This is a genomic window from Longimicrobiales bacterium (genome assembly GCA_029245345.1).
Classification (GTDB): domain Bacteria; phylum Gemmatimonadota; class Gemmatimonadetes; order Longimicrobiales; family Gaopeijiaceae; genus CALFPJ01.
In genome coordinates, this window is the sequence record JAQWPM010000013.1 from 67,883 (window position 1) to 94,041 (window position 26,159).

19 protein-coding genes are annotated in these 26,159 nt (G+C 61.9%); 5 read left to right on the top strand and 14 right to left on the bottom strand.

The window, feature by feature from the left end; translation table 11 throughout:
- Positions 1-105: 105 nt before the first annotated feature.
- Positions 106-228, top strand: a complete 123-nt coding sequence (locus P8L30_07300) for a hypothetical protein (GenBank protein ID MDG2239993.1) — start codon at positions 106-108, stop codon at positions 226-228.
- A gap of 4 nt (positions 229-232) precedes the next feature.
- Here P8L30_07300 and P8L30_07305 read toward each other — a convergent pair whose 3' ends face one another.
- The 8 genes from P8L30_07305 to P8L30_07340 all read right to left on the bottom strand — a co-directional run bounded on the left by P8L30_07305 (position 233) and on the right by P8L30_07340 (position 11,732).
- Entirely contained in the window at positions 233-1,372 is a 1,140-nt protein-coding gene (locus P8L30_07305) for an FAD-binding oxidoreductase (GenBank protein MDG2239994.1), read from the bottom strand.
- A complete protein-coding gene (locus P8L30_07310; GenBank protein ID MDG2239995.1) occupies positions 1,369-2,835 on the bottom strand; it encodes an amidohydrolase family protein in 1,467 nt (488 codons plus the stop codon). The genes P8L30_07305 and P8L30_07310 overlap by 4 nt, the downstream gene beginning before the upstream one ends.
- Positions 2,832-5,639: a M14 family metallopeptidase gene (locus tag P8L30_07315; GenBank protein MDG2239996.1), complete on the bottom strand. Its 2,808-nt coding sequence runs from the start codon at positions 5,637-5,639 to the stop codon at positions 2,832-2,834. The genes P8L30_07310 and P8L30_07315 overlap by 4 nt, the downstream gene beginning before the upstream one ends.
- Before the next feature lie 213 nt (positions 5,640-5,852).
- A complete protein-coding gene (locus tag P8L30_07320) occupies positions 5,853-6,272 on the bottom strand; it encodes a hypothetical protein (GenBank protein ID MDG2239997.1) in 420 nt (139 codons plus the stop codon).
- Between the two features lie 33 nt (positions 6,273-6,305).
- On the bottom strand, positions 6,306-7,910 hold the full coding sequence (locus P8L30_07325) for a peptide chain release factor 3 (GenBank protein MDG2239998.1): 1,605 nt from the start codon (positions 7,908-7,910) through the stop codon (positions 6,306-6,308).
- The gene (locus P8L30_07330) at positions 7,907-8,431 is read right to left on the bottom strand and encodes an RsmD family RNA methyltransferase (GenBank protein MDG2239999.1); all 525 of its coding nucleotides are present in this window, start codon (positions 8,429-8,431) and stop codon (positions 7,907-7,909) included. The genes P8L30_07325 and P8L30_07330 overlap by 4 nt, the downstream gene beginning before the upstream one ends.
- Positions 8,432-8,593: 162 nt before the next feature.
- On the bottom strand, positions 8,594-11,296 hold the full coding sequence (locus tag P8L30_07335; protein MDG2240000.1) for a TonB-dependent receptor: 2,703 nt from the start codon (positions 11,294-11,296) through the stop codon (positions 8,594-8,596).
- Between the two features lie 232 nt (positions 11,297-11,528).
- On the bottom strand, positions 11,529-11,732 hold the full coding sequence (locus P8L30_07340) for a hypothetical protein (protein MDG2240001.1): 204 nt from the start codon (positions 11,730-11,732) through the stop codon (positions 11,529-11,531).
- Between the two features lie 312 nt (positions 11,733-12,044).
- Here P8L30_07340 and P8L30_07345 point away from each other — a divergent pair, with 312 nt between their 5' ends.
- Positions 12,045-12,584 (top strand): DinB family protein, encoded by a 540-nt coding sequence (locus P8L30_07345; protein ID MDG2240002.1) that lies wholly within the window; start codon positions 12,045-12,047, stop codon positions 12,582-12,584.
- A gap of 5 nt (positions 12,585-12,589) precedes the next feature.
- Positions 12,590-13,480 carry an aldolase/citrate lyase family protein gene (locus tag P8L30_07350; GenBank protein ID MDG2240003.1) on the top strand — a complete coding sequence of 297 codons (891 nt, stop codon included), beginning with the start codon at positions 12,590-12,592 and terminating at the stop codon, positions 13,478-13,480.
- Between the two features lie 218 nt (positions 13,481-13,698).
- Here P8L30_07350 and P8L30_07355 read toward each other — a convergent pair whose 3' ends face one another.
- The 6 genes from P8L30_07355 to P8L30_07380 form a co-directional block, all read right to left on the bottom strand.
- Positions 13,699-14,940 (bottom strand): aminotransferase class I/II-fold pyridoxal phosphate-dependent enzyme, encoded by a 1,242-nt coding sequence (locus P8L30_07355; protein MDG2240004.1) that lies wholly within the window; start codon positions 14,938-14,940, stop codon positions 13,699-13,701.
- Positions 14,940-15,935: an MBL fold metallo-hydrolase gene (locus P8L30_07360; protein MDG2240005.1), complete on the bottom strand. Its 996-nt coding sequence runs from the start codon at positions 15,933-15,935 to the stop codon at positions 14,940-14,942. Before P8L30_07360 ends, P8L30_07355 begins: the two co-directional genes overlap by 1 nt.
- Positions 15,932-16,792 (bottom strand): DUF1028 domain-containing protein, encoded by an 861-nt coding sequence (locus tag P8L30_07365; GenBank protein ID MDG2240006.1) that lies wholly within the window; start codon positions 16,790-16,792, stop codon positions 15,932-15,934. Before P8L30_07365 ends, P8L30_07360 begins: the two co-directional genes overlap by 4 nt.
- Before the next feature lie 480 nt (positions 16,793-17,272).
- On the bottom strand, positions 17,273-19,198 hold the full coding sequence (locus P8L30_07370; GenBank protein ID MDG2240007.1) for an ankyrin repeat domain-containing protein: 1,926 nt from the start codon (positions 19,196-19,198) through the stop codon (positions 17,273-17,275).
- Positions 19,199-19,211: 13 nt separating this feature from the next.
- Positions 19,212-20,603: a DUF1552 domain-containing protein gene (locus P8L30_07375; protein ID MDG2240008.1), complete on the bottom strand. Its 1,392-nt coding sequence runs from the start codon at positions 20,601-20,603 to the stop codon at positions 19,212-19,214.
- A gap of 49 nt (positions 20,604-20,652) precedes the next feature.
- Positions 20,653-23,088 carry a DUF1592 domain-containing protein gene (locus P8L30_07380; GenBank protein MDG2240009.1) on the bottom strand — a complete coding sequence of 812 codons (2,436 nt, stop codon included), beginning with the start codon at positions 23,086-23,088 and terminating at the stop codon, positions 20,653-20,655.
- A 189-nt stretch (positions 23,089-23,277) separates the two neighbouring features.
- Here P8L30_07380 and P8L30_07385 point away from each other — a divergent pair, with 189 nt between their 5' ends.
- Both P8L30_07385 and P8L30_07390 read left to right on the top strand, forming a co-directional pair.
- Entirely contained in the window at positions 23,278-24,948 is a 1,671-nt protein-coding gene (locus P8L30_07385) for a DUF885 family protein (protein MDG2240010.1), read from the top strand.
- Positions 24,941-26,143, top strand: a complete 1,203-nt coding sequence (locus P8L30_07390) for a hypothetical protein (protein ID MDG2240011.1) — start codon at positions 24,941-24,943, stop codon at positions 26,141-26,143. The genes P8L30_07385 and P8L30_07390 overlap by 8 nt, the downstream gene beginning before the upstream one ends.
- Positions 26,144-26,159: the final 16 nt, after the last annotated feature.

The window sequence follows — 26,159 nt, forward strand, 5'->3', positions numbered from 1 at the left end:
GGCGTCACTGGTCGTCGAGTCGGTCGACGGAGGTGGGCGTCCTAGTGGAGGTCCGTCGCTACCTGACGAGTACAACGCAGAGTTCCGAAACCTCCTAGGGAAGGAATGACCGCGTTGGAGATCCGCGACTTCTTGGCGGGTCAGTTCACGCCGTTACCCGTGGAGGATCTCATGGCAGTTTTTCGGTCGTCCGAGGCCGCAGGTGCGATCCGGCTGGTGCGCCGATAGGGCGCTAGAAGACGTTGTCCTCGACAGGCACGTCTTTTCCGAATCGGTCGTGACCGAAGAGGCTCACGTCGACGGTATGGGATTGTCCGTCCACGATGATCTCAGAAACAGCGAGACCGGTCACCGGAGCGTGCATGATGCCGTGGCCGGAGAAGCCACATGCATCGATCCACCCCTCCACTCCCGGGTGGGGTCCGATGATCGGGCTGTTATCCGGACTCACGCCGTAGTAACCCCACCAGCTTCCTTTCATGTCGACGCCGAGGTCTTCCCACCAAGGGAAGCGGTCCACGCCCTTGAGGAGCACTGTTTCGAGCCATTCCGGGTCGATGCCTTCGGTGAAACCGAAGTCCTGCTTCAGATTGTCGAGTCCGAAGAGCACACGATCTCCTTCGCTTCGGACGTATACACCAGTGGCGGTGTCGATGGTGAGCGGGTAGGTCCGCTCGTCCGTGATGGGTGCGCTGAGGAAGATTTGGATGCGCTTGGGCCCAACGGGCACGTCGAGCCCTGCGAATCCACCCAGGGCTCCAGACCATGCCCCGGCGGCGTTCACCACGTACGGGGCCTCATAGGTGGACTCGTCCGTCCCGATCCGCCAATTCTCGGCGGTCCGTTCAACCGAGGTGACTTCAGACCCGAATCGGAAGTCGACTCCCGAACCTCGTCCCATAGAAACCCAAGCGTGCGTTGCCATGTGCGGATCGATCACGCCGTCCCACGGACCGTACGTAGCCCCTGCGACTCCCTCCGTGGAGAAGGGCACGAAGCGCTGCGCGTCCTCCGGCGAGAAGACCTCAACCGGTGCGCCGAGGCTCCGTTGGAGCTCGACGCTTTCGAGGTGTTGCTCCCAGCGTTCGTGCGGGACAACCAAGAGATACCCGATGTCTGAATACCCGACGTCGTATCCCAAACGTTCTTTGAAGGAGCGATAGAAGGGGAGGGAGTACATCGACAGGCGGATGTTGGCTTCCGTTGTGAACTGAACACGAACGCCGGCGGCGCTCTTACCGGTAGAGCCCATGGCGGGCGCCGATTCTCGTTCGAGGACGGTGACCCTCAGGCCCCGCTCAGCCAGATGCCACGCGATCGAGGCGCCCATGATGCCTGCGCCGACTACGATGACATCCGAACTTTGGCTCAACGGACGCCGGCCCAGCCCTTCACGGAGTCGAAGAGTTTCGCCGAGTCGTAGGCCACTCCGTCCTTGAAGACGATTCGCATGCGGCGGAACTGCTCGATGTCTGTGGTCACGTCTCCGTTGATCAGAACTAGATCTGCCCGCTTGCCGGCTTCGATCGTACCGATCTCATCGTCCTGCCCCAGGTAGATTGCCCCGTTCTTGGTAGACACCTCGACGGCTTCTTCCACGGTGAGGCCCATCTCAATAAGGAGTTGGATCGCACGCTGGTTCGCGTATCCGGGCACGACGTCTCCGCCACCCGTGGGGTCTGTGCCCACGACTAGGAAGCCCCCTCGATCGTAGAACGCCTTCTCCATCTCCATGTAACGATGGAGCAGGGCCGTTGCTGGATTGTCTTCACGTTGTGCGTTCCGCTCAACGCGAGCCATCACTGACTCGTGGAGCTCGGGGAGCATCGCCTGCTGCGCGCCGTAGGGCGGAGCAGGACGCCCGCTAGCACGGCGTTCCACGACCGTGAGGGTGGAGGTGAGCGCCACACCTGATTCGATCAGGTGGTCAACAACGTCCGTGAACTCAGGAGCGTCCAGGTCGAGGTCGAGGTAACGCAGGTCCTGCCCTCGAGGGCACTGGTCCGGCTCCTTGTTCTGTACCCAGTCGGTCGCGGCGAAGAAGCCATGCTCCAGGTTGTCGATGCCAAGGTCGGCCGCTTCCTGGTAGGTGATCGAACACAGGTGCCCGGTGACCTTCGCGCCGCGCGCGTGCGCCGCCTCGATGCCGGCACCTAGCGTTTCGCGCGTGATCAGGTTGTACGCCTTGAACGACGTCGCACCCTGGTCCATCCAGAAATTCACATGCGCCACCGCCTGCTCCGGAGTTGCGAGCTGAGGGAAGGATCGAATGAAGCCCCCAGGGCCCTCCAGATAGGGCCCCGTCACGTCCATGTGGGGTCCGGGAATCCGGCCCGCTTCAATGAGGCGGCGGGTGCTGAGATCCGAGTACGGGTCGACACTTCCGCCGGTGCGCATTGTCGTTACGCCGCCCGCCAAGTACAGCGGTGGGAAGGACTGCTCGTTCGTGTTGTACCGCGCCTGACCCGACGGGTAGAACATGTGCTCGTGTAGCATCACCAGGCCGGGGATCAGCGTCTGGCCGCTGCCGTCGAAGATTCGAGTCCCCGGCGACACAGGCAGTTCGGTGCCCGCCGGCGCCACGGCGGAGATGCGGTCGCCATCAATCAGCACCGAGGCGCCCCGCTGTGCAGGAGCCCCTGTGCCGTCGATCAGGGTGACGTTTCGAATCAGCACCTGATCGTTCTCGAAGCTGACGAACTCGCGCACCTGTGGGGACAGAGCGTCTAGTGTCTGAGCGTCGAGCGCAGTCGGTGTTGTCAGTGCCGTCACCATGCCGATCGAAAGAACAGCCACTGCGGCGATTCGGGCCGCCTCTCGCGTCCAGCGGATCATGATATCGGCCTACCTGGACGTGGCTGCGCGCCGGCCAGATAGATCCCGTTGAACAAGAACTGGAAGGTCCCGTGCGGCTGACCACGCATCGTGATCTCCGGACCGAACAAGAACAGGTTGCCTTCACCAACTTTGGCCTCGGCCATCGCGAGGCCTCCGTTCAGCCGGTGCTGCCCCCACGCCCACCCGCTGCGTAGCGGAGCATCGGAATCGAACCAGGCGATCGGGTTGACTCCGGCGGCGACGGCTGCCGGCCCAAGCCGCATTACGGGTGAGTTGCTGAAGAAGACGTCGAGCTCACTCGGCATCCCGAAGGCGAGCGGTCGTGTGTTGTCGACCTTCACCCGGAGTACCGATCCCGGGACGTAGTAGTCCTCCTCACCAAGAGCCTGACCTTCTCCGTCCACGATGTGATTGCTCAGCGGTAACCCGGCGTGTTGGGCCATCGCGATCGAGGAGCCGATGGCCACCACCGTGCCGCCTTCCTCCATGAACTCCACCAACTCCGGCACAGTCTCTGCGACGGTCACGTTCCCGAGCATGTGTTGATACTCGTCCGGGATCGACTCTTCGTCCGGACCGGCGCCGAAGATCGCGAAGCCATCGCCACCCCCACCGTCCTGAGCGGGGATCGCCCCCGTCACGAATACGATGACGTCGAAGTTGTCACGGAGATCACCGGCGTTCAGGTCGTCCGGGTAGACCATCTCGTAGGGGAACTCGAATTGTTCGAAGAGCCAGCGAGTCCACCCCGATGGCATTGAGCCACCGTAGCGGTCCCACAGACCGACTCGCACCGTGTTCAAGGCCAGCATGGCCGATGTGGGTGTGGAAGAGACCCCGGTTGCTGAGATGCCAAGCTCGGCTCCCCATTCAGCCAGTCTGTCCGCAACCCCGCTCGCGGCGGGGACCCATACGGTCCCGGCAGGGAAGGTCCTCCCTCCCATGGTGGCGGGCTCGGTGATCCAACTCACCTCCATACCTTCTTCCAACAGACGGTTCGTGATGATCGACACGTCGTTCGCGGCGTGGTTGAGCATGTACCCGACCGCCCCCGTCGCATTTGCCACGATCCCTGCAGGCGGCCTGGCCATCCCCTCTACTTTTTCGAACGGTCCATCAAATCCCTCGAGGATCCGGTCGAAGTCGATGCCCATCTGATATGCGAGTGTGTACCCAGCGTTGTCGTACGGAGCGACCGGCGGCCCTCCCTCATACTTGAAATCGTTCGGGTGATCCTGCGGCTCGAACATGTCGAGCACGTGCCCGCGATAAGCCTGCGCAGACTTGACGACCCAAGAGTTGGCCGGGTAGCTCGTGCCCATCACATCGAAGTCGCGAGTCGCCCGGTGCGCCGTGACCCCGTTCTTGATCAGCGTGTTCACGAACTTCGTAGCGGTCGGGAAGTCGGCCTGATCGGAGCGGAGGATGTAGCCACGCGGATCGCGGTCCTCTGGCTTCCTGAGTTCGTCGAAGTATTCGGTGGGTGAACCCATCGAGAAGTAGCCGGCTAGGGCTCCCGTCTGAGGTCCCACAAAACGCTCTTCCGCGTTGTTCTCGGCGAGCACATCCCCGAGCGCTGCCATGCGAGACGGTGTGACCCGCCACGTGTCCGTGTTGCCCTTCGCGATCTGGTTGGATCCAGCCTTCCAGATGTTCATAAGCAACTGCTCACGATAACGCGACGCGTAGTCCAGCACGGCTCGGTTCGCGGTCACGGAGTAATCGATCGATTGCCGGAAGTGCCACGGCTGCGGCTCGATGGGGAGGAGGTAGTCTCCGTCCGGCATGATGCGGCTCGGAATGAACGGCACCGTAATAGGGGTCGGATTCCCCTGCGTCTCTGTGAGAAGCCCGACGATGTTGTGGAAGTAGGCGGTCGTTCGCAGTCCACCGTTCCACCAGGTCGAGAAGGGACCACCTTCGCGCATGGTTACACCCGGCTTGTCTTCGAAGATGAAGCGAGACTGCATGGCCATTCCGACCTGCTCGATGCCTGACAGCACGAGGGGGTCGATGTTGTAGTTGGCAGGATACCGGAAGGGTGGAGCCCACATGATGGCGCCCGCCGGACCGATCTGGTGGTGGTTGTACATGATCTGTGGCATCCAATCGATGTACAGGACGCGCGCCATGTTCTCCGTCTCGGGCTGAGACACGAGATACGAGTCCCGATTATTGTCGTGGCCCACGTACTTCTGATACAGGGTCGGGATGCCGCCGGTGGTCCGCTCCAGAGGGTCGTCCTCCCGCATGTACCAGTCACCGAGCAACTCATGGCCGTCCGGGTTCGCGTGCGTGAAGAGGATGATGACGTCGTCCAGGAGGCGCATAGTCTCGGTGTCCGTGCCGCTTGCCATTTGGTACAGCGTCTCAGTGAGCTGCTGAGCGCCTAGGACCTCCGAAGCGTGCAGACCCCCGTCGATCCAGATCACGGCTTTTCCCTCAGCCGCCAGTTCTCGGGCAGCAGCCTCGTCCAGCCCCTCCGCGAGCGCGAGACGACGCGAGATCTGTCGGTATTCCTCGAGTCGCGCCTGGTTGGCCGGAGACGTGACAATGGCCATCATCTGCGGGCGATCCTCAGCCGTGCGGCCGATCTCGTCGAGCACGACGCGATCCGACTCTCGTTCCAGGGTGTGCCAGTAGGCCATGTGCTGCGTGTAGTTGGGCAACTGGTAGTCCGCACCGATTTCGTGGCCGAAGTGTTCCTCCGGCGGCGTAACGGACTGTGCGCTGAGGGGGGCGCTGGCTACGAAAAGCAGGGTGGCGGCGGTGAAGATGCCGCACGGGCGGTAGGCGTTCATGGGACCCATCGGGATCAAGTTGGCGGAGGGCTGAAGACAGATTGAGCCCTCTTTGAGAGACCCGCCACCCTCCTCTTCAATCGAGGGGACATGGGGGACGAGCATGGATAACCGTATGGAGAGATCGGGTTTCACGACCAGCACGCGTAAGGCCGCTGCTCGGTTGTGGCCTGATGGCCTGCCTGCGCGTTCCAGCACGGAGCTGCGGGGCTATTAGCTGCCCGCGGTCTCTTTCGCGCCTTCGAGGATCCAGGTCCGGATCAACTCGATCTGGTCCGCAGTCAAAGGGTCACCCTCTTCAGGCATAGACCCGTCCGCTACCATGGCCAGGAGAAGACTCTGTTCGTCTTCAGGGTCGATCACGGATCCGAACTCCGATCCCATCATCACGCCTTCATACGTCGTGAGATAGAGTCCTGCCTCAGCAATTTCGAAGCCGTTCTCATCCGTTTCCCCGTGGCACTTGATGCAGCTTTTTTGGAAGATCGGGAGGATGTCCTCCGCGAAGCTTACCGCGACAGTCGGCTCACCTCGGTGACCCTGCGTCGGCGCGCCGACCGGGGATCCCACAACGGCTAGAGCGATACCAGCTGACGCAGCAAGCGCAGCAACATTTTCGATTCGGGTCCACATCAGGGTCACTACCTTTAATAGCGCGGGGAATTTCTAGCGAAGTTTCTTAGGCTGCACGTCGTGAAAAACTACATTCTCACTCTGGTTCATGCTGCGCTGGAGGGCCCACTCGTTGTCGAAGAGGATCATGGGGTGGCCGTCAACGTCCTCGACCATCCGGCGCCCGTGGAGGGAGGCGATGTCTTTGGCCTCGGCTTCCGATCCGGTGACCCAACGGGCACAATGGTACGGGAGGCCGGCGAGTCTGGCCCTAACGTTGTACTCTCGTTCCAGTCGGTCCTTGAGTACATCGAACTGGAGTTGACCTACAGCTCCGACGATGGGCACTGGGCCGGTGATAGACGGCGCGAACAAGAGTAGGACCGTGCCCTCCTCGGCCAGGTGCGTCAGACCCTTGTCCAGCTGCTTCCGCTTCATCGGGTTGTCGAGGTGTACCTGACTGAAGTGTTCCGGTGAGAATCTGGGCACACCCGGGAAGTTCATTGTTTTTCCAACCGCCACCGTATCTCCGACGCGCAGACTTCCTCGGTCGTGGAGGCCCACTACATCACCGGCCACAGCGTCTTCCGCGTGGCTCCTCTCCCGCGCCATGAATTCCTGAGGCTGGGACAGACGAACCGTCTTTCCTGTTCGGGCGATGACGGCGTCGGCTCCGGCCTCGAAGCGTCCGGAGCACACCCGGAGGAATGCCACGCGGTCTCGATGTTTGAGATCCATGTTGGCTTGGATCTTGAACACGAAACCGGAAAACGGTGAATCGACTGGATCGACCAGGCCATCTGCACTTTCTCGTGCAACGGGTGCCGGGGCGGCCTCTAGGAAGCGCTCTAGAAGCACATCGATTCCGAAGTTGGTCAGAGCGCTGCCAAAGAAGACCGGCGTTGCTTCACCGCGAGCGACCGCCTCAGGATCCATTGGTTCTCCGGCTTCGGTCAGAAGCGTAATCTCCTCACGCACCGCGTCGGCACCTGCGCTTCCCATGCGTTCGTCCAACAAGGGGTCGTCGAGAGTGCCGACTGTGAACTCGGGTCTCGACTGACCGTGATCGGTGGCAGCGTCGTAAAGGATCACGCGAGCATCCATGCGGTCGTACACGCCGATCAGTCGTCCTCCGACTCGAATGGGCCACGTTGCCGCAAAGGCCCGGATGCCGAGGTCGTTCTGCACGTCGTCGATGATGCCGAAGGGGTCCTCGCCAGCACGGTCGCACTTGTTGACCAGCGTGAAGATGGGGAGCCGTCGCTTCTGACATACGTTGAAGAGCTTCCGGGTCTGGACCTCGACCCCACGGCGGTTGTCGAGCAGCATGATGGCGCTGTCGGCGGCCATGAGCGCCCGATAGGTGTCTTCGGAGAAGTCTTGGTGCCCCGGCGTGTCCAGCAGGTTGATCCGAAAGCCCTTGTAGTCGAAGTGCAGAACACTCGCCGTGATGGAGATGCCGCGTTCCTGCTCCATGGCGAGCCAGTCGGAAGTGGCGTGCCGGGCTGCTTTTCGGGACTTCACAGACCCTGCGAGGTGAATCGCACCACCAAAGAGCAGCAGCTTCTCGGTCAGCGTCGTCTTCCCGGCGTCCGGATGGCTGATGATCGCGAAGGTACGGCGGCGTCTGATCTCATGCGCGAGGTCGGCGTTGCTCATCTCTGCTTCGCCTTCAGGATGGTGATGCGGGTTGGGCCATCGAAGTCGTAGCGTTTGCCCTTCGGCACTCCCACGTGGTCCTTCGCGTGTTCCAGCGCCAAGTAGGAAGCAAACGGCACTTCCAGCCAGCGTGCGATGACTCGGTCTAGCTTGCCGGATCCATAAGGGGGGTCCGCGAATGCGACATCGTACGCGTCAGCGCTCAAGCGCTCCACGTATGGAATGACGTCCTGTTTGAAGATGCGGCACTTCTTACTGGCTTTCAGGGCCGCGACGTTCGCTTTTAGAGCGTGGAGCGCCGGGGCTCCGTTCTCCACGAAGTCTACGTAGCGTGCCCCCCGCGACAGCCCCTCCAGACCAACCGCCCCAGACCCTGCGAACAAATCGAGCATGCGCGCGCCGGCGAGCTCGTCCTTCAGAAGGGTGATTACCTTGTCCCGGATTACCTCGGGTGTGGGCCGGACGGCCTTTCCGGGGGACGTTAAATGCCTGCCGGCGAATTTCCCTCCTACGATGCGCATCGTTCTTCCGTCACGTAGGGGTAATTGGGGCAGGAGCGCCTGGCGCCGAGTTCGATATGTCGAGCGTAACTTAGCGACCTAGCGACTCAGTTCTAGTCGTCAAAGGTCCCGGCCGAGGGATCTCTCCTCGACCGGGACCTCTTTCTCTGGTGATGCTCTAGGCTAGAACTCGTACTGGATCTTCAGCATCCCAATGCGTCCCATTCTCGGAGCACCAATGAACTCTTGGTGCAGTTTGTTGAACGCGTTGTTCAGCGTCACGGACACGATCATGCCCGAGTAACCGGGCACTCGGTAGCCAAAGTTCAGGTCGAAGACCGAGTAGCTCTCCACGTCGCCGACGTAGACACCCGAGTTCATGGGGAACCCGTCGCTGTAGCGAACCCTACCGTTAACGAACGTTCCGGCCAGCTTGTTGTCGTAGCGCATGCCGAACGAACCTTTGTTCATCGGAGCGTTCAGCGCGATGTCCGTCGAACCGGTGCAGATGCCGTCGTTGTTTAAGTCATGACAGTCTGCACTGACGCGTGAGTAGGAACCGATCATCGTGACCTTATCCGTCGCGTGGTATTCCAGGCCCAGGTCGGCTCCGTAGAACTCCACGTCACCGAAATTGCGGTAGGTCAGGATCAGATCCGAACCGGTCCGCTGGTCTGCCTGGATAGTACCGAGAGGCACGCGGGCTGCCGTGGGCGCGATTGCCGCGGCGATGCCGCTCGCGTACTGCAGCGGTACTCCCGCCCCGGTGAGCCGCGTTACGAGATATTGCGCGACCGAGTTGCCATCGAGGAACACGCTCGGCGTCTCGACCCGGAGCGGGCCAACGAAGTCGTTGATCTTCGTCCGGTAGCCTGCCACCGCGATGCGTAGCTTGTCACCGATGAGACCGTTGTACCCGAGCTCGAACGTGTTGGTGATCGTTGGCTTGATGCTTCCGACCGGGCTCACGCCCGGGTCGGGCAAGAAGGGCACTGCGGGATTTTCGCTGTTGAAGCGAAGCAGGTTCGACGCCAGTTCACCCGGCTGCGGTGCGCCGACGATCGATGCGAAGGCCTGAGCCGAAATGCCCAGGAGTCCGAGCGTGTGCATTAGCATTGGATCCGAAAGCGCCAGCGGGACCACGACCGCGTCCCAAAGCGCTGCGCCGGTCGCCGGCATCTGCACGCCAGGCGCGAACGGGGAGTACATGCAGTGATTGTTCACACCGCCGGCACACGTGTTCCTAAACGTCAGCCCCGTCGACGGGACACCGAACGCCCGAACGTTGTAGCCGATGGTCGGTGTGATCGGGATCTGACCCGCAACCAGGTCGAGGAAGAGATTGTTCGTAGTCGGGGTGCCGAAGGCCCGGTTGTACGTCCCTCGGAAAGAGTGTCCCTCCGCAGGGGTGAACACGAGCGCAGCGCGTGGCGAGAACACGGTCTCTTCCAGGTGTTCGTGGTCGTCCGCTCGGAGGGCGGCGACCAAGTCGACTCTGTCCGTCAGGGAGAGAGTTCCGTGTACGTATGCGCCGTACTCGGTGGTCTCATCGAAGTCTTCGTTGGACCCGTTGATCGTGCCTTCGGTGTTCGGTGTCGTCTTGCTGTAGTCGAAACCCGCTAAGAGGTCGAGACGCCCTCCAAACTCCAGGCCGTATTGCAGTTGTGTCGCGATCATCTTCGACTTGTCGACGAGTGGCTGGCCCGTGCGAAGAAGGAACGAATCCCCGGCGCCGGAATTGTTAATGAAGGCCTGGGCGTAGAGACGGCCCTTGCTCACCTGTACCTGCCCGAACTGGTAACGCCAGTTGTCACCCTGTCCTGCGCCGATTCCGGTCAATTCAATGGAGCTGACCAGCTCGTTCAGTCCGTAGGTGAAGATGATTTCGTCATCTGGGTTGTCCCACGGACGCAGGTCGAGACGGACCTCGCCACTAAAGCGCTCACTCTTGAAGTTGCGTGCGCCGATGAGCGGGTTCGTCCCGCCGCTCTCGCTCGGATCGAAATACTCGAAGTCGTCGCCCCGGAAGTACTGGCCGGAGAACTTCAGGCCAGCCTTATCGCTGAATTTCCAAGCTTGGCGGAAGACGCCGTGGAAGATGTTCCGACCACCGCCGGCGATGCTGAAGCTCGAACCCGGTTTGTCGATGGGTGACGTCGTGATGATGTGCATGACACCGTTGGCCGAGTTCGGTCCGTACAGTGCGGCTGCCGGGCCGAGTACGACTTCGACTCGCTCGACGTCGAGCGGCGTGGCCGGGATCATGTTGTAGGCGTTCAGGCGGAGAGACGGCACGCGGGCGTACCGGTTGTCCGTTAGAACCAACAGTGCACCGGAGAACACGTTGTTGAAGCCTCGTGTCACCGTGTTGCTCTGGTTGATGCCGGTCTGGATTACGTCGACACCGGGCATGGCTTTGACGTAGTCGACTGCGGAGGTCGCGGAAATTTCCTCGATCAGCTCTGCGGTCACGACGTTGACCTGGGCAGGCGCGACAGAGGTTCTTTCTTCTCGACCACGGTTGACTGTAACCGAGAGCGGGTCGAGCGCCAGCACGGTAGAAGTCATCTGGACTTCTACTCGCTCGGTGCCACCGTTCGCGACACTGACGCCATCTACACGATGCGTTTGGTGCCCGATAAGCGTGAACACGACGGAGTACGATCCGGAGGAGACGCTAATGGAGAAGTTGCCTGAGGCGTCCGAAAGGACACCCGTCGCGCTGGCGCTTCCAACGATCTGTACCTGCACTGAGGCGAGCGGCTGCATCGTACTGCCGTCGATCACACGTCCGGCGATCGTCGCTTGCTGAGCACTGACTGGTGCAGCAAGGGCAAGTAAGACTGAAAGCGAGAATCCGAGAAAGCCAGCTAGTCGAGGACGCATCATCCGCCTCACTCCTTCGTTGATTCGATAAATGCCGTGGAAAGGTTAACAACGAACCTACTACCTACTTCCCAGGGTGTGCAAAACATTTCGATACGTAGCTGAGCAAGCAATTTCGACCTGCCCACCCGTCGGCGGGTCAAAGATGGGCTGTTCGCCGCACAAAACCGTAGAATACGGTTGGCAGATGCCGTGCGTGAATTGAGGGTTCGAGCGCTCGGTGATGTAGATCTCAACTTGCTGCCAGTATCCTTCGTCGTCGCGCGCTTTTTTGCAGTTGGAACAGACTAGGGATGAGTCCCCGCAGCGTCTTGATCTCGGCGATGTGCTCTTCGAGTTGGGTGTTCTTCTCCTCGATGTCCTCTACATATGCGGCGATCCGGTCCCGTTGGGTCTGGAAGTCACAAAACCCCTCGGACTCATTGGTGACGATCACCCTTCCGGGCTCCCGGAAGCAGTGCTCGCGTCGCCAGACGGATCTCAGGACTGTCATCGACCACGAGAACGTGGATGTCGCGTGGTTTAGACACGGCTCCTCATCGACTGGTGTGATATGGGGAACCCTCAGGACACGCGGCATTGCCGTCCGCGGCCAATCGCTCCCGAGTCCTGTGGGCCCCCGAGATTGCTCACGTCGCTCGTGGGGATCGATGGGTCACAGGTGGTCCTGAGCGAGACGAATGTCCGGTTCGCGCCGGGTCGCCTGTGGCTTATCTTCTCGTCTCTATCCAACGAGAGGTGAGGCCTTATGCGGTTCTTCCACAGGGTGATTCCGGTCGCCTTCCTAATGAGTATCGGCACCACCCCGGTTTCAGCGCAGAATCTTCCCGACTTTCGAACTGAGATCCTGGGGCAGTTCGAGGGGTCTGCGCGGAAGGTCGTCGCGCTCGCCGAGGCGATGCCGGCAGATACGTACGATTGGGAGCCAATGGAAGGCGTGGCGTCCGTTGGGACGGTCTTCATGCACATCGCTCGGTACAACCTGATGTATCCGGAGGAGAATCTGGGCGTTCCTGGGCCGTTTCCTGCTTCGGATTACGGGGACTGGGAGAATTCAGTGACCGAGAAGGCCGAGACGGTGCGGCTGCTGTCCGAGTCCATGGATTGGGTCCGCAAAGTCATCGGAGACATGTCCGACGCCGACCTAGAATCGTCGACGGTCTTGTACGGTCGTGACGTCGCGAAGGCGTCCGTTCTGCTTCAGCTCGTGACCCACATGAACGAACACCTGGGCCAGTCGATCGCGTACGCCCGTATGAACGGTATTGTGCCGCCATGGTCGATGTGATGACCATGCGCACTAAGCTCTTCGGGTCGTCCCGGCTGTCATTGCTCCCGCTCTCCCTGTCGATGTCCGTCCTCTTGGTGGGCTGCAACGCTGAGTCCGCAGAGGACGCTACCGCGACCCCGGCCGTCCAGACGACTCTGATCCAACTGTGGTCAGAGGGGAGCCCCGCCTTCGGCGTGTTCGTGCCCAACGAACGCTCCCGGCAGACGGTGGCGGAGGACGGATCGAGGCTGCCCGCGCTCTACACCGCGGCCGGTGGCGCCGCGCTCGCACAGAACGACCTCTTAGACTACCTCTTCTTGAACCTCGAAGCGGATTTCGACCCCGAGGCGGTCACGGCGATCGCAGAAGGTCTGGCCGCGTCGGGTGTCGCCGTTCCTCCGACGCTGCTCGTACGCATTCCCCCGATATCGTCGGACGGCGTCGACGCGGCCCGCGCGCGAGTCGCCGACGTTCTCTCACGCGGCGCGCAGGGCGTCGTGATTCCGCACGTGCGTAGCCCGGACCAGGCGCGGCGGGCGGTGAGCTTCTTTGCGGATGCCGGAGCCAACGTCTGGTCTCCCGCCAACCCCACTGGCGACGTGATCGCGTTCATCATGATCGAAGACGAGGGTGCGCTGGCCGCGGCTTCCGAGATTGCGGATACACCTGGGTACAGCGTCTTGGCTTGCGGCATCGGGAGTCTGACCCGCGCATTGGGTGGTGACCGCGAGGCGGCCGAGGCTGGGAATCAGGTCGTGCTGGGCCACGCGAAACGCATCGGTGTCCCCGACGTGATTACCGCCAACGCGGACGATGTTGCTCGACGGATCGAGCAAGGCTTCTTGGGACTGCTCATGTCCGGCCGGGAGGCGGACGAGGCGATCCGAGTCGGTAGGGCTGCGGCTGGCCGCTAGCCTGCGGGTCCCGGACACGTCGGACCACATGCGCATGAGCCGGCCCTGGCCGACCGCGGCAGCGGCCTGACGGTCCTTTAGGCGGGTAGCGGGCACGCTGTGCTCCAGGATCCGGAAACCGGAGGCCACAGCGCCACTCGACACGATGACGACCTCGGCGTCTTTGTCCTGCGCCACGGTCGCCACGGTCGCCGCGATCTCGGAAAGGCGCGTGACGCTCAGTCCGTCGCTTGAGCGGCCTCGACACCCGCTTCCAGCGCTTCGACCAACGGAGGCACCGCCGTCACAGGTGTGGAGCACAGTGCCACCCGAACCGCGCCGTCCAGCGGGATGATGTACACGCCCAGTTCACGCATGGCGGCGGCGGTGACCTGAGCGTCCGGAGTAAAGACGGACACAAAGAAGCCCCCATCGTACCGCGGCACGTGAAGGCGCCCGGTGGCTTCGGCGTTGAAGACGTCCACACGGTCCTGCAGCATCCGACGCAATGTCGAGCGCTCTGCATCGGCGGCGACCTTAAGGTCGGGGTCCGACAGCAGTTTGCCGATCGCGAGTTGGCCGAGATGGTTGCAGTTGGACCAGGTAGCGCGGCAAGAGTACCCGAGGGCGTTCTGGAGCCGCTCACGTTCGTCCGCCTCATGATTAAGCGCTATGAGCGAACCGATGCGGGCTCCGTATTGGGCGAACGATTTGGATGCGGTCCAAGCGACCATGACCGTTGCCCCGTCGAGCATCGAGGGGACCGCATCGAGCCACGGCGATCCATCCTCACCCGCGAACCGCAGATATGCGGCGTCCAGCATGACGGCCGTGGGCACCTGTGCCGCGACCTCACGGACCGCCGACGCGACGTCCGTCCACTCGTCCGCGTCGAGCGAGTATCCAGTCGGGTTGTGGCACGGAAAGTTCAGGATGAGAAAGACTCGACCCTGTTCCTTCGCGTGAGTCTCTATTCCGGCCCGCAACGCCTGGAGGTCCAGGCGCCCACTTGAGTCGAACATGTTAAACGTGGTGACGCCCCGTCCCGCATGGGCGGCGATCACCTGGTACGGTCCCCAGAAGTAGCTGGTGGTCAGGGCACTCTGACCGGGTGCCAAGAAGTTCATCATCGCTTGGTAGACCGCGCCGGTACCGCCGGGCGTCGACACCGCGACAGCAGATGAGGCCAGGCCGGTTCCCGCAAAGACGTCTTGAATCGTGGCGTCCAAGAAGGCGGGAACGCCGGAGATGGGGGCGTACCCTGCCGCGGCGCTGGACGAAATGCTCTCAAAGGCCCGGCCGACGGTCGGCATGATGGCCAGGCGGCCCCCTTCGTCCGTTAATGCCCCCAGGGTGGCGTTCAGGATCGACTCGCCGTTGGCGGCGCGTTGGGCGGCTTCAGTGTTCAACTCGAAGATCGGGTCGTTCCCTTGGCGATGCTGCGCCTCGGGGATCAGAGCACTGGTCGGACAGACCTCCATCAGTTCGCTTCAGGGAGTTCGTTGTTGAGTTCTGCGTAAACCTGTTGGATGGCGCGAGGCCCCTGACTCGAGAAGAGCGACCACCCAGCGAGATCGCCGAAGTCCGCTTGGGCCTGGGCGTCCTCTAGGCTGAGCCCTTGGCTGTGGAGGCTCGTGGAAACTTGGATGACCCGGGCCACCGCAATGCGGTAGGACTCGAGTTCTTCTGTCAAAATTTCCGGGCTGTCCACGAAACCGTGACCGGGGACGTAGACATCAACATCCATGGCCTGGGCTCGTTCAATCATCGCGACCCACTCCGACGGGTACGCCGACCGCATGGCTGGGAATACCCGGTGGAGGTACGCCTCGCTCATGAACAGGATCTTCTCCGCAGGGAGATAGACGACGAGGTCTCCCCCTGTGTGGGCTCGGCCCAAGAAGAGCACTTCGACCGTCTTGTCACCCAGCGTCAGTGATTCGCTGTTTGCGATCATTCGGGTCGGGACAATGACAGGTGCTGCGTCCGGAGCGCGCTCGGGGTTCTTCGCCGAAGCCTCAAGGATCGCCGCTGACGTAGGATGTGCGATGAACTCCGCGGTTGCGGGGAAGGCCGAGTTTCCGGCGGTGTGGTCTCCGTGATCCGAGCATACGACCACGTGGGTGATCGGCTGGTCAGTGATCTCGCCGATGCGGTCGACCATGCGCTGTGTTTCCTCGACGCTGCCTTGGCCATCCGCTACCAAGACGCCCTCGCTCGTCACGACGAACAGGCTCACCGTGGTGAACTTCTCGTCGCCTGCCGAGCGGAGTTGTTCGTACGAGTAGACGTTGGGAGCGAGCTCTTGGATACGCGGAAAATCGTCATCCGTATAGCCGCGGGCGTAAGGGTCGGCTGTACGCAGGAGCTCCGTGATTTGGGCCTGATCCGCATCGCTCGAGGTATCAGAGCCCGCACTCGTGCAAGCGCCCGTGACCAGTAGGGCGGTCAAGGCCAGCGTGGTAGTCGTTCTCATGCTCCGGATTCCCGCTCCGCCTTCCATGCGTCATATCTCATGCGCAGTGTCTTCACCGGGTTCGCGTTTTCCTGAGGCGTGATGTCCTCGTCCGTGGCGCGTAGGTACATGTGGTAGTCGCCGTCGTTGAAGGAGTCGCCGTTAGGGTCGCTGGACAGCGCCTCCGTGATGTACGCCACGTGAGCGGTCTTGCCCTCACAGGGAACGTCGTCGAGAACAGGCGCGCTTTCGCATGTGCAGCGGCTGTCGCCTCCGGCTGCGTCGGCGGCTTCCATCGCTGCCATCACGCGATCGGCTAGGGACGGGCCGGCAGATACGAAGGCCGCCACCGCGCGGCGCACGACGTCGTCTGAGGCGAGGATGTTGCCCTGGATGGAGAAGTGGATGGACGTCTGAGGTACAGTGCTCTGAATGTCCAAGGACGCGGAGCCGTTGCCGCGGCCAGAGAAGCCTGCGGCGCGTCCGCGCATGTCCACGATCCCAAACTGCCGCCGCTCGATGGCGGGGTCTGCCCGCAGCATCTCAATAATCTCCGCCGGGTCGGTCCCGGCTTGGATCTGACGGTAGATCATCCACTGGTTCTGCCTAGAGCCGTCCACCCCCGCTTGGGCGGCGGCAACTCCGATCCCCGGTACGACGATCGCCTGAATGTCCATGAGTCCCGTGGCCCCTTGTTCGCCGAAGCTGGCGAAGCGGCCCTGTGCCACGCACGTCGCCGAAGCGATCACGATGCGCCCCGTGCGCGCATCCACAGCGATGACTGACCAGGTCGCTGAAGCGGCTGTCGGGAGAAGCCCAAAAAGCAGGGCCGCGAAGAGGATGACCAAGGGCTGTGTGCGTGGGCTGCGGAGTACCATGTGTCCGGCCTTCATCAAGGGGATGAGAGGACACAGAATGCGTCGAGCAGCCCGTTAGCCGCAACCACCCGCCTGCCTCTTAAGGTGGCCAATTCTGCCCCGACGATCGCGATAAACAGCGCGAGAAAACCAGGCGTTGCCCTTCGTGCTGTAGGACGTTCCGAGCGATCACATAGAGATTAGTGTCCGGAGCCAATTGTACCGGCGCGGGATTTTGAGCCAGCGCGCCAATGCCCAGGCGTCCCAAGTCCTCGGTCAGAGGGCCGTTGGCGCAATAACGCCACATGAAGACCTCTTTCCCTTCTGCGGAGAGCCGCTCGGCAGGCACACTGAAAACGCTGGCATCCAATCGCTGGCCGAGGTTCTGTACTGGGGGCCCTGGCGGTGTGGAGAACCAACAAATCGGGTGTAAGATGCCAGGCACAAAAACGGGCAGGCCGTGTTTTCGGCCTGCCCGTTTTTGTTGTCAGAGTCCGCTGTCTACTGGCAGCTCTGGCAATTGTGGTTGTTCATGGCGCCCAGTCCCTCGAGTAATGCGATTGTCTCAGGGAAGGGCTGCACACGCTGCTGCGGGCCGTTCGCCACGTCGACCGTTGTCTGCCCACGGCGACTGACATGCGTCACGTCGGCGCCCTGTGAGACCAAGTACATGATCATCTCGTTATCACCGCGTGCCGCCGCATGGTGCACAGGGGAGTAGCCGTCGTGGTCACGGGCGTTCACGTCCGCGTCAAGCTCTTCGACGAGGTATTTCACGGCCGGGAGCCAACCATCAGTAACGTGACGATGGGAGTTCCCGGCGCGCGAACCCGTGTATCCGACCCCGGAGGCTGCGTGAATTGGGAAGACGGCCGGTCCACCGTTTGGAACGGGCTCTAGCCCCGAAGGGTCGGTAGTCGAGCCCGAACTGCCCCGCCTGCTTCGGCCCGGAGTCTTCTTCGTCGGGATATCGGGATCCGCCCCGTATCCGATGAGAAGCCGCATGGCAGCCACGTCTGTGGCGTGTGCAGCGCGCCAAAACGCAGTAGCCCCGTCGAACTTCACGCCCAGGATGTCGAAGTTGAACGACGCGTACCAAATGTGTCGTTCCGTCCGGTGGTTGATGTCGGCGCCAGCCTTCAGCAACGCTTCCATCATGGTGAGATAGTCGGTGGCCTGCTGTTTGAACGCAGTCGGCTGCGGGTAGAATGCCTTCGGTGCCCACCGGTTGTTCAGAGTGGCGAAGAGCGGCGCTGCGCCATCCTCACTCGCGATGTTCGGGTCCGCGCCCAGCTCCAAGTACTGCATAGCTATGTCGTAGTTGCCGTTGATCGTGGCCATCAGGAGCGGAGTCGTGTTGTCTCCCGCAGTGGGCGTGTTCACATCTGCGCCGGCCGCCACGAGGAGCATCGCCGCTTCATGGTGCCCGTCGCGGGAAGCGTAGTGCAGGGGCGTCAGTCCTCCCTCGATCCCGACCAGGTCCGTATAGGAGAGAGAACGGGCTCCCGTTGAGCTTGAAGAGGTTGTTGATCCCGTGCCGCCCGTGCCTTGGGTCGCTCCACCAGGGACTCGGTCCGAGCCGAGCTGGGAGTTATTGTCATCCTGAGCCAGCGTCTGAGCGCCATCCCGGTTTTCGTCCGGGTCGTCATCCGGATCCTCGTCCTGCGGCGCCGCTTGCAGCGCCTGTGCGGGAGTCACCGCAACAGCCTGCGGCTGGGCTGAGGGTTGTTCAGCTACCGCAGTCGTTCCTGTTTGGGTTGCTTCTGCCGCTCGATCCGCCTCGCGAACCGCTGCGACCACCTGTTGGCGACGCCTGCGGTCGGGGGCAGCTGCTGCGGATATGGCGGCGTAGTCGATGACCTTTGTGACCGCCTGTACGTCCGCACCAGCCCCAATGAGCGTTTGCATCGCACTGAGGCGGTTGGCTGCCGTCGCCCAGTGAAGTGGGGTCTGTTGGTGCGTCCCTTCCGTGGCGTCCACCTGGGCGCCCGATGCGACGAGCGCCGAAACTGCGCCGGCGCTTCCAGACGCAGCTGCGAGATGCAGCGGGGTAGCACCGGTCGTCGTGCGAGACGTGGCATCTGCACCAGCACCAGCGAGTGTGGTGATCGCCTCAGCATGACCGTTCTTGCTGGCCAAGTGCAGTGCGGTAAACCCACCAAGTCGGGTCGTGGCTTCGCTGTTGGCTCCCGCATAGAGCAGGACCTCCACCATGGCAGCGTTGCCCTGCATGCCCGCCCAATGGAGGGCTGTCATGCCGTCGCCCTGTGCACCATTCACATCCGATCCATCGCGTAGGAGGGCCCGAACGGTTTCGGTGTCATTCCGCTGCGCGGCGTCCGCGACGGGTGACTCTGTCGAAGCGGCCGTGATCAGCAGGGTGAGCAGGAGCGCTGCGATCCCGTTTGCGTGGAGTCGATTCTTCATTCGCCTAGTCTCCTCAGGCCGACCACGAGAAGTCGCCGTTGCTGTTCCCGAACGTCTCGACGTTGTCTATGCCCAGCTTGTGGATCATGGACAGCATCACGTTCGCCATCGGAGTCCCGTCAGGTGCCTTGATGTGCAGACCACCGCGCGGGAGATGGCCGTTGGCTCCACCGGCTACGATGAGCGGGCAACGCTTGTGGTTGTGCAGATTCGAGTCGCCCATGGGCGAGCCGTACACGATCATCGTCTTGTCGAGCAGATTCGAGTCGCCTTCCATGGTGTCCTTGAGCTTGTCCATGAAATACGGAAGCAGGCTCACATGGTATTTGTTGATCTCAGCGAACTCGGTCACGCGCTCAGGCTGGCCGCCGTGGTGCGACGCGTTGTGGAAGCCCGAATCGATGCCCGAGTCCGGGTAGACGCGGCCAGAGCCATCGCGGCCCATCTTGAACGTGAAGACCCGGGTCATGTCCGCCGCAAATGCGAGGGCCTGGATGTCGAACATCAACTTGACGTGATCCGTGTAGGAATCGGGTACGCCGGCCGGCGCTCCAGCCAACTGGCGTTCTCCACCGCTTCGGTTCCGTACTTCGATGCGCTGAATGCGACCTTCGATCTCGCGGATGTTCTCCAGGTAGCGCTCCATGCGCTGCCGGTCTCTCGCCCCGAGTTGGTATTTCAGCGAAGCCACTTCGCCTGCGATCCAGTCCAGAATGCTCTGGTCCGTTTTGCGTCGGGCGGCTCGTTCCTCAGCCGTGGCGCCCGCGCCGAACAACTGATCGAAGGCGACCCGCGGGTCCCTGATCATTGGAAGCGGCACACTCTCGGACTTCCACGAGATGGTGTCGGTGTACACACAAGCGTAGCCATAGGCACAACCACCTGCCTGATCCACGTTTTCGATGCAGAGCTGCATGGACGAAATCGGCGTGTCGTCACCGACTTCTTCTGCGTAGATCTGATCAAGCGACTTCCCGGCGCGTACGTCGGACCCTTCCGTCTGGAACGGGTGCTCCTGGGTGAGGAATACGGCACTCGACCGGAAATGGTCACCACCGATCTCTTGGGCCGCGCGCGCTTCGGCGCCCTCGACGTCTGTGTTGGAGACGATCGTGAGGTAGTCGCGGAACCTCTCCATGGGAGCCAGGCTGCCGCCGCTCAGGTCGAAGTCACGCCCGATATCCGCAGGGTTCCAGAGGTGTTGCGAGGCACCCCACTCGTTACTGCCCGCTGCGCCGTGCACCATCTCGATGCCCACGAAGCGAGTCTTGTCGAGTTCCTTCGCGGTCTCGGACCAGGGACTACGGGCCGGGATCATCGCGTCTAGAAAAGGCAGTGCGACGCTCGCGCCCATTCCACGAAGGAAGGTGCGCCGCTCAATGTGCTTGTTGGTCAGGAAAGTCATCGCCTGAGTTCCTCGGGTCTTAGTTAGCGATTCGTAATTGCTTGTGTTTCTAGTGCCCCATTTCGTCCGCGACCGCTTCTACTTTACTCATGCGGAACGCCGGGCTCTGGACTACGCCCATGATGAACGACGACATCTTGTAGCCGTTCTCAGATGCATCTGCTTCAATTTCACGAATCGTCGGCATGTCGAAGTATTCGACCCGACGACCCAAGGCATAAGCCATCATGTTGCGCGCGAAGGTGCGCACGAACACGGATGGACGGCTCAGGATGGCGTTGCGCAGGTCGGCCGGGCCATTGATGGGTGATCCATCGTACAACTGCCCAGACGCGTCGATTTCCACCCCGTTCTCTTTGATTCTCCATGTGCCGGTCACGTCGAAGTTGTCGAGTGCCAGGCCAATGGGGTCGATCACGTTGTGGCAGGAGCTACACGACGGGTTGGCCCGGTGCTGTTCCATACGCTCACGTGTCGTGAGTTCACGGCCATCGGTGGCGGCGGCAGTTTCTTCGAATGCTGGAATGTTCGGCGGTGGTGGGGGCGGCGGACTTCCAAGCATTACCTCCATCACCCACTTCCCGCGTAGTACAGGAGACGTCCGGTTCGCGTGGGACGTCATCATCAAGATGCTGGCGTGTCCGAGTAGGCCGCGACGGTTCGTGTCCGCGATGGGAACCTTGCGGAAGTGGGGCCCAGTGATGTCTGGGAGGTCGTAGTGCCGCCCGAGGCGCTCGTTCACGAACGTGTAGTCGGCCGTGAGCAGGTCGAAGATGTTCTTGTCTTCCTGCACGATGTTGTGGAAGAGCAACTCCGTCTCGCGGTTCATCGCTTCAGCCAACGTGTTGTCATAGTACGGATAGAGCTGCGCGTCCGGGTGGATCTTCTCTAGGTCCTGGAGACGCAGCCACTGCGACGCGAACCGCGTCGCCAAGGACTCGGCGCGAGGGTCCGCCAACATGCGCCGCGTCTGTTCTTCGAGGACATCCGAGTCGGTCAGGTCCCCGCTTTCTGCGACCGCGATCAGCTCTGCGTCTGGGGGTGTAGCCCACAGGAAGAACGACAGGCGTGTCGCGAGATCATTGGCACTGATGTCGTACACGTCGCCCGGTGTGACTCCAGACGGAATCTCCTCCAAGCGGAACACGAAGTGCGGACTCGCCAGGATTGCCTGCAGCGCGGTTCGGATCCCGTACTCGAAGCCGCCCCCGTCGTTGCCCTGGTCGAAGAAGACCATGAGGTCGCTGAGGTCGTCACCCTTGAGCGGGCGCCGATACGCCTTGGAGGCCAACTGTTCCACGATTTCTTCAGCGCAGGGACGTTCCTCAGCCATCGACGTCGGCCGGCACGTGAAGATCACGTTGCGAGCGGGGGTCTCGGAAACTCCCGAAACGCTGAAGGGTCCGGAGATCGTCATGTCACGCAGGTGCGGCCCTGTCGTAACGCCGTACGCGGTCCCGATCTGTGAGTCGGCCAGCGTATAGTCGACCGGGGTGATCAGGTCGACCACGGGCCCTTCGAACTTCTGGATGAATGCAGCGGAGACCCGGTGCGGCCCGGCGGGCACATGAATCGAAGGGGTCTCGAGGCGTAGCCCGGTCGGGTCGGATTCGGACATCCACCGATCGATGTGCAGCAGCGCCACACGCGAGCCATTGATCGAGACCTCAAGTTGTTCGTTCGGTGACGTGAGGCCGTAAAGATTTCCTGTTGGCTCCGGGTGGAGCTCGAGTTCGAAGATGTACTCGCCGTCGGCTGGGAAGTTGTGTACAACCGATGTGCCGCCACGTGTGCCGAGGGGCGTCCCTTCGATGTGAACCATCTGGGACATCGTCTTGGCGACCTTAAATACCGCTGAAGACGGCGAGGCGTCGGGATCCCCGACCGCAGCTCTGCTCAAGAACCCTGCAGCGCGCATGTAGCCTTCCATCAACGTCGCGGACAGCATCTGCATGTCGGCGATGTTGTCGAAGTTCTCGCTCATGGTCTCATTCGGCAGGAACGCAGAGGCGTCCATTTCGAAGCCGAAGAGTTCTCGGGCCGCCCCCTCATACTCGGCGCGATTGAGCCGCTGGAACGTCCGGTACCCCGGGTTCGGGTTGTCTCGGGCTGCCTCGTCGAGGGAGTTCTCGAGGGTTTCAGCCAGAAGCGCCAGCGTGTCCTCAGGGGGACGGCGAGAGGTGGCGGGAGGCATCATGCCGGCGCGGAGCTTGTGAACAACCTTTTCCGCCAGCTCGGCCTTGGTCATCGGGTTGCCGATGTCGAAGCCTTCGAGTGACATGTTGCCCGTCATGCGACGATCCGAGTGACAACGCACGCAGTACTGCTGAACAACTTCGTTCAGTGTCTCATCCAGCGGCCCTTCCGGCACGGCGGCTGCAGACACATGAGGAGCGTAAGCGACGACCGGATCCGTCCCGGTCGAGGGAGCGACCCCAATTAGCACGAGACCCGCAATCAGCATCGCGGACGCGTAGTTATTCATTCTGACCTCGGTTCACACGCACAAGAGATTGCAGCTTGTCACATAGAATAAGGACCCTTGGACAGCCAAAATGCTGACCGCTGCAGGACCCCGGTTGTAATTAATGAAACAATACCTGTGGTCCGGCGCTTTGGCTAGTGAACGGGCGGGGGTGGCGGCGGCTCTAAACGTGGTGATCTTGGGCGCATCATGAACCAAGAAAAACCGCACCTTGGGTGGCTTCACCGATTCTTCGACGCCTATTACGCTAGGCGACCCGTAAACGCCACCTTCGTCGGCGTGCACGAGCACGACGGGGTGCTTCCCGATTTTTCCGAGGTGGGTCTCGGGGAAGCGGTCGCAGAGATGGAGGAGTTGCTTGATACGGCTTCGACGGATGACCTCGGATTCGTGGAGAATCTCGACCGGAGACTCGCGACTGGCTTCTTACGCACCCAACTGTGGGAATACGGCTCGGCGCACGGGCCGTTGGGGAATCCCACGCTGTATACGGGCGAGGCTGTATTTGGAGTGATGTCCCTGTTTCTCAGTGATTACTCTGACTTTTCCGTTCGAGCTGAGGCCGCTGTGGAGCGTTTGGACGGGCTTCCTGACCTCCTCCGACAGGGAAGGGCCAACGTCAAAGAAGCCCCGGTATCGTGGACTCGAAGAGCGATGCGCGAGTGTGAGGGAGGATTGGCCTTCGTCGATTCCGGTATCGCTCACCTAGCAGCCAGCGCCCCGTCATCGCCTACGGTCGATCGTCTCGTGCGTGCGTCGCGGGCGGCCGCTCAGGCGTTCTCAGACCATGCCACTTACCTTTATAGGGACCTCCTCCCTGCAGACGTCGAGTCGTACACTGCGGGTGAGGAGGCGCTCGATTTGGCGATTCGCGAGGCTCACTTCCTGCAGGAAGATGCAGATGAGATCGTGCGGTATGCCGAGGACCAGATGGCTGTCGCCAAGGCCTTCCTCGACGAACACGCGGGTGATTTTGGGGCCTCGGACGCAACTGGCGCGATGGCCGAGCTCGCTGAGGCCCATCCCGCGGTCGACGGATACCTTGCACGGTATTCGTCTGAGTGGGAGCGCATCCGAGCGATCACGGAGGAGCACGAGCTCCTAACCTGGCCCGATCACCCGATTGAGTATGTGCCGCGTCCAGAGTGGACGCGTGCTGCAGCGCCCCACTTGTACTTCCTGTTCTATCGATCTCCCGCGGCATACTCCCGTCCGCCTCTCCATCGGTATCTAGTGACGCCCATCGAACAGTCGATGGCGGTTGAGAGACAGGAAGAACTCCTGCGCGCGAACAACGACAGCGTGATCCTGCTCAATCATGTGATTCACCATGGGAGCATTGGGCACCACGTTCAGAACTGGCACGCCTTCCGAGCTGAATCCCGGATTGGGCGTATGGCGGCGGTCGACTGCGCGGCGCGAACCGCGATGCCCTCGGCGGGCACAATGGCTGAAGGTTGGGCGTGTTACGCGACGGATCTCATGGCCGAGTTCGGAGCTCTGACCCCGCTCGAAGCGTACGCTGAGAAACGCTCACGGGTGCGCATGTGTGCACGGGCGATCGTGGATGTGCGCCTGCATCAGGGACGGATGTCGTTCGCCGCCGCCGTGCGCTTCTATCAGGAGCATGTTGGGATGTCCGAGGCTGCGGCCGACGGAGAAGTGACGAAAAACAGTATGTTTCCGGGTGGAGCGCTCATGTACTTGACCGGAACGGACGGGATCCATGACCTCCGCCGAGAGATGTCGACCCGTACTGGCTTCTCTCTGAAGGACTTTCACGACCGCTTCCTTTCGTATGGATCCGTTCCCGTGGCGTTGGTCTCCGAGCACATGCTCGAGGAAGTAATCGATGAGTGAAGATTCGCCGAATCTGTCACAGGCGACGCTGGCATATGGCCTCAGAGCCGCCCAATCGATCCTCGGACTCGACGCCCTGTACCGCTCCGAGAGCGGAGACGGCACAGGCCTGGCAGTGCTCGACATGTCGGAGCCCGGCGAGCTTGAGGCGGATGTTTTTGCCGACTATGCTGCCGCCGATCACGCGTTCAGGGGGCTGAGGGCCGACTCGGATGAACTGGTGGAGCCGGATCGACAGCGCTACTACGACCAGCTTTGCCATTCGTCCCTGGCGTTCATTCGATGGCGCGATCGAGGACTCCCATTCAAGGAACAGCTCGCCGGTTTTCTCCACGTGCCCGCCGAGCCCGCGAGTGGTGAATCCATCGACGCGTTATGCGCCGAGTTGGCGCAGAGGCTCAAGGCGATGGGCTTCAATGGCGGCCTGGCGGAGCAGTGCGGTACGTGGGAGGAGAAGAATCGGGTTCCTGCCGACGAGGTGCCTGGCGTTCTGAATGAGCTGTTGTCGGAAGCGTGGGACCTTACGGTCGAGCACGTGGTGGATATCCCTGCCGAGAAGTCCGACGGGATGCAGTGCGCAGCGGTTACCGATGTGGCCTTCAATGCGCGGTGTGACTACCTGAGGCGCACGATCGACCTCAACGTCGAGCCAACCTTGACGCGCCCTGGCCTAAAACATCTCGCAGTGCATGAAGGATACCCGGGCCACTACCTGCAGTTCAAATTGCGGGAGACCTCGTTCCGAGAAGGGCGGGGTGCCGCGGATAATCTGCTGTCCGTGGTGAATACGGCCAGCTCGTCGGTCTTCGAGGGCATTGCAGACGCCGGCCTCGAAGCGATCGGCTGGGCGGACGGGGAGGACGACACGATTCAGGCGCTCCTCAATCGGCACCGAGCCGCGATAGGAACTGGAGCGGCGTGGCGGTTGCATGCGTTGCACCGCTCTAAGGGTGAGGTGACAGATTGGCTCAGAGGCCAGGCACTCGTTGGCGGCGACGGCTGGGTGGAGAATCGGATGCGCTTCATCGCTGCACCGGAGCGGGCCGTGCTCATTTGGTCGTACTGGTGGGGCGAACAGGTGGTTGCGCCGGCTTGGGCGGCCGCCGAGAACGGCAGCCGCGACGCATTCGTAAGATACCTGTACGAGCGTATGCACTCGAACGAGACCGTCCGGATGGGGAATGGCGCGCGTTGACCTCACCGGGGGTGGG

What these genes read in the sequence shown, in the direction of transcription:
- P8L30_07300 (MDG2239993.1), top strand. Translation starts at nt 106, where the DNA reads ATGACCGCGTTGGAGATCCGCGACTTCTTGGCGGGTCAGTTCACGCCG.
- P8L30_07310 (MDG2239995.1), bottom strand. Translation starts at nt 2,835, where the DNA reads ATGATCCGCTGGACGCGAGAGGCGGCCCGAATCGCCGCAGTGGCTGTT.
- P8L30_07315 (MDG2239996.1), bottom strand. Translation starts at nt 5,639, where the DNA reads ATGAACGCCTACCGCCCGTGCGGCATCTTCACCGCCGCCACCCTGCTT.
- P8L30_07320 (MDG2239997.1), bottom strand. Translation starts at nt 6,272, where the DNA reads ATGTGGACCCGAATCGAAAATGTTGCTGCGCTTGCTGCGTCAGCTGGT.
- P8L30_07325 (MDG2239998.1), bottom strand. Translation starts at nt 7,910, where the DNA reads ATGAGCAACGCCGACCTCGCGCATGAGATCAGACGCCGCCGTACCTTC.
- P8L30_07330 (MDG2239999.1), bottom strand. Translation starts at nt 8,431, where the DNA reads ATGCGCATCGTAGGAGGGAAATTCGCCGGCAGGCATTTAACGTCCCCC.
- P8L30_07335 (MDG2240000.1), bottom strand. Translation starts at nt 11,296, where the DNA reads ATGCGTCCTCGACTAGCTGGCTTTCTCGGATTCTCGCTTTCAGTCTTA.
- P8L30_07345 (MDG2240002.1), top strand. Translation starts at nt 12,045, where the DNA reads ATGCGGTTCTTCCACAGGGTGATTCCGGTCGCCTTCCTAATGAGTATC.
- P8L30_07350 (MDG2240003.1), top strand. Translation starts at nt 12,590, where the DNA reads ATGCGCACTAAGCTCTTCGGGTCGTCCCGGCTGTCATTGCTCCCGCTC.
- P8L30_07355 (MDG2240004.1), bottom strand. Translation starts at nt 14,940, where the DNA reads ATGGAGGTCTGTCCGACCAGTGCTCTGATCCCCGAGGCGCAGCATCGC.
- P8L30_07360 (MDG2240005.1), bottom strand. Translation starts at nt 15,935, where the DNA reads ATGAGAACGACTACCACGCTGGCCTTGACCGCCCTACTGGTCACGGGC.
- P8L30_07365 (MDG2240006.1), bottom strand. Translation starts at nt 16,792, where the DNA reads ATGGTACTCCGCAGCCCACGCACACAGCCCTTGGTCATCCTCTTCGCG.
- P8L30_07370 (MDG2240007.1), bottom strand. Translation starts at nt 19,198, where the DNA reads ATGAAGAATCGACTCCACGCAAACGGGATCGCAGCGCTCCTGCTCACC.
- P8L30_07375 (MDG2240008.1), bottom strand. Translation starts at nt 20,603, where the DNA reads ATGACTTTCCTGACCAACAAGCACATTGAGCGGCGCACCTTCCTTCGT.
- P8L30_07380 (MDG2240009.1), bottom strand. Translation starts at nt 23,088, where the DNA reads ATGAATAACTACGCGTCCGCGATGCTGATTGCGGGTCTCGTGCTAATT.
- P8L30_07385 (MDG2240010.1), top strand. Translation starts at nt 23,278, where the DNA reads ATGAACCAAGAAAAACCGCACCTTGGGTGGCTTCACCGATTCTTCGAC.
- P8L30_07390 (MDG2240011.1), top strand. Translation starts at nt 24,941, where the DNA reads ATGAGTGAAGATTCGCCGAATCTGTCACAGGCGACGCTGGCATATGGC.